This window comes from Flagellimonas sediminis (assembly GCF_010500845.1).
GTDB lineage: Bacteria > Bacteroidota > Bacteroidia > Flavobacteriales > Flavobacteriaceae > Flagellimonas > Flagellimonas sediminis.
Map to the genome: position 1 here is coordinate 2,543 of NZ_JAAAMI010000021.1, position 3,398 is coordinate 5,940.

A 3,398-nucleotide genomic window follows, 5' to 3' on the forward strand; every position below is an offset into this window, starting at 1 on the left:
GCCCAATCCCTCAAAGTGTTCCCGTTGGTGACCGATATCACTTTTGGCGATATGCTCCCCATGTTCCTTGGCCACTTCAATGATATCGGACAGCTCCTTCTGTTGCTGTTCATCGTATCCGCTGATATCAAAGCTGCCCAAGGCACTGGCCAAGGCTTGGCCCGATTTGGCCGCTTCATCCTTATTGTCCGCCACCAGGGCATCCTTCAGTTGGAGGTAGCTGTCGATCACGGATATGCCCTGTGCATCGGACGAACCCATATCATGGTCCATGGTCCCGCGGTCCATTTCCCCTGCAGTGCTCTCATGGTGATGGCCCTCTTCCGTTCCCATCTCCATATGGGCTCCTTCCTTGTCATTTGTTCCCTTCTTACCGTCCTTACAGGAAATCAAGGTAACGGTCAAAAGCGCAATGGCAATTGTACTTAATGTAACTGTTGTTCTTTTCATTATAATTGATTTTAAGATTAATTCCTCATTTTGATTGCCCAGGGTCGGCATATTTGTATTATCCCCCATTATTGTTGCTATTTTAATTTTTTCATCTAATTTTCCATTTCTCCCACGCAGGCACTCTACCCTTATTCTTCCTCGACCGTACGCTTTTTCCCCAAAAACAATCGTTCCCCGAAAAAAATAAGCACCATCAATACCAGGGCAACAATGACCACCAAAAGATCACTACCGGCCTTTGACCAAATAAAGGCGCCCAACACCAGTACATCCAGCACAAGGGCCGTAATGAGGATAATGGGATTTGCACCGATTTCCTTTCGTAGATTGTTTAGGACCCCCCAATGGATCCCGATATCCATGATCAAATAAAAGATGGCCCCCAATGCAGCGATCCGGCTCAGATCGAACAACATGGTGAGCCCTATGGCAATCACCACGGTATACACCAACATATGTTTCTGTATGTCCCCGGGAATCCCAAAATGTCGATGTGGTATCAATTCCTTTTCAGTGAGCATGGTGGTCATCCGGGAAACGGCAAAAATGCTGGCAACGACCCCGGAAACGGTGGATATGATCGCCAGACCAACGGTGAACCAGACCCCATATTTTCCAAAAGCGGGTCTGGATGCCTCGGCCAGCGAATAGTCCTTGGCCGCAATGATTTCCTGGATGGAAAGATTGGAAGAGACCGCAAATGCCACCATGAGATAGACCAGGGTACATATCACCAAAGAAATGACAATGGCCCGTCCCACGTTACGTTTGGGATCGACGATCTCATCCCCACTATTGGTAATGGTGGTAAAACCCTTATAGGCCAATATCGACAGTGCCAATGCCCCCAAATAATCCACCAGGGAATGCTCGGTCAAGGACTGGGAAGGAACGACCTGATCAAAGGTAAATCCAGCTGCCCAAAGGCCACCAATGGCAAAAACCGCTATCCCGCCGATTTTTAGTATGGCCATGACCAAGGACGATCCCCCGATAGCTTTGTTTCCCATCACATTGACAATAAAGGCTGTGATCAACAACAATACCCCAAGGATCGGGGGCCAGAATCCTTTCGACTCCACATCAAAAAGCTCCAATACGTAGGTCCCGAACGTCCGGGCCACCAAACTCTCATTGATGACCATGGAAAGGGCCATCAGCAGTGCACCGGTAGCGGTCCAGGCCGTTTTACCGTAAACCTTTTTGAGGTACATGCCAATGCCCCCGGCAGAGGGGTAGGTATTGGACATTTTGACATAGGTGTAGGAACTGAAACCTGAGATGACTGCCCCGATTAAAAAAGCAAAGGGAAACCATTGGCCGGAGAGTTCGGCAACCTGACCCAAGAGCGCAAAAATTCCCGCACCGATCATCACACCGGTTCCCAAAGCAATGGTATTGGTCAGACTCAGGCTATTTTTTTTGTATTCTGCCATTTAAAAACGGGCTAGCAGGCCTCCGCCCCAACCATATCGGTTGTTGTAATTGGCCTGGATTGAAAAATTACGTGAAAGGATATAGGAGGCCCCTACCAGCCATTGGGTCTCACTTTCATAGGATGAATTCCCCAAATCGTTGACCCATCCAAAATCGGCCCGAAATTCATATTCCCCCTCGAGGAAAATCCTGGGAAAAAGCAATAGTTCCCTATCCAACCTTATTCTTGGACGCAGCTGGTGGTCCATACTCACATCCATATTAAAGCGGTATGGGGTAAAATACTTGACCCCTATCAGTCCCACTGTATTGAAACGGTCATAGGAATCAGGGATGGAGGTTTCCGTGTTTACCCCGGCATAGAGCCGTACCCAGTCATTGAGATACCTGTTATAATTGACCTCCACCTCGGCATTTTGGTCGTAGTCAAATTCTGCCCGTACCCCAAATTCATTCCTGATATTACTTGAAACAAGGAAGAGTTCATTAAAATTGGAACCCAATCTGGCAGCACCCCAAGCATAATAATGGTCAGTTTCATCTACCAACTTTTGAACAGGAAAATCCTTCATCCTCAGATCCCTTGGGGTATCATAACTGAAAACCCTGGCCATGCCCCCCATCATGTGGTAGAGGATATGACAGTGGAAAAACCAATCCCCGTACTCTTCATTATAAAATTCGATGACCACTTTCTGCATGGGCGGCACATTGACCGTATGTTTCAAGGGTGACTTTTCACCATTCTCATTGATGACCCTGAAATAATGCCCATGGAGGTGCATCGGATGGTGCATCATGGTCAGGTTGTTGAGGGTGATCCGGGTTACTTCCCCACCTTTGATCTTGATCTTATCGGTTTCTGAAAGTGGCACACCGTTCATACTCCAGATATACCGTTGCATATTTCCCGTCAGGTTCAACAGAATGTCATTGACGGGCAGATCGGCATTATAGGTAGTACTTTCCTTTGCTTTTAAGAAGTCATAGTTGAAATACGTTTTACGGGTATCGTAATCAAAAGCTGAAGTGTCTTTCTGCATCATTGGCATAGTCTGAACCATAGGGTTTTCCATCTTGTCCTTATGTCCGGTGGATTTCATTGACGTTGAATCCTTTTCCATTCCTGCCATATCCCCCATCTTTTTATCCATCTCCATGTGCCTATGATCTTCATTCGCATTCATAGGCCTTTTATCATCCATCTTCGCAATGGGTTTATCCTTTTGACCGCTCATTTTGGTCTTATCCATAGACATCCCATTGTGCATACCCATATCCATGCTGCCATCCTTCATGTCCATCTGCATTCCGTACTTGTGCATGAGATATTCGGGTGTGTTCTTTTTTTTGTTGCCGGCCATTGCCGGAGCCCCCATTTTCATGTCCATTCGGGCCATTTGTTTCATCATCGCCACTTTGTCGGGCCTATCGATGGTCGTTGCGGGAAAAAGCGTTCCCTGCCCTAAATGCAACGAGGTATGCCCGGAGCCGTCCTGTGCCGTGGC

The 3,398-nt window shown here is 47.4% G+C and carries 3 protein-coding genes; all 3 read right to left on the bottom strand.

Annotated features, from left to right (window positions below; all coding sequences use genetic code 11):
* The coding region (locus tag GTK07_RS19020; protein ID WP_163636624.1) for a DUF3347 domain-containing protein at nt 1–450 on the bottom strand (450 nt) is incomplete at its 3' end.
* 131 nt (nt 451–581) lie between these two features.
* Nucleotides 582–1,889, bottom strand: coding sequence for an APC family permease (locus GTK07_RS19025; protein WP_036385867.1), 1,308 nt, complete (start codon nt 1,887–1,889; stop codon nt 582–584).
* Nucleotides 1,890–3,398: multicopper oxidase domain-containing protein (locus tag GTK07_RS19030; protein ID WP_163636625.1), on the bottom strand; the 1,509-nt coding region annotated here is incomplete at its 5' end. It lies immediately after the preceding gene.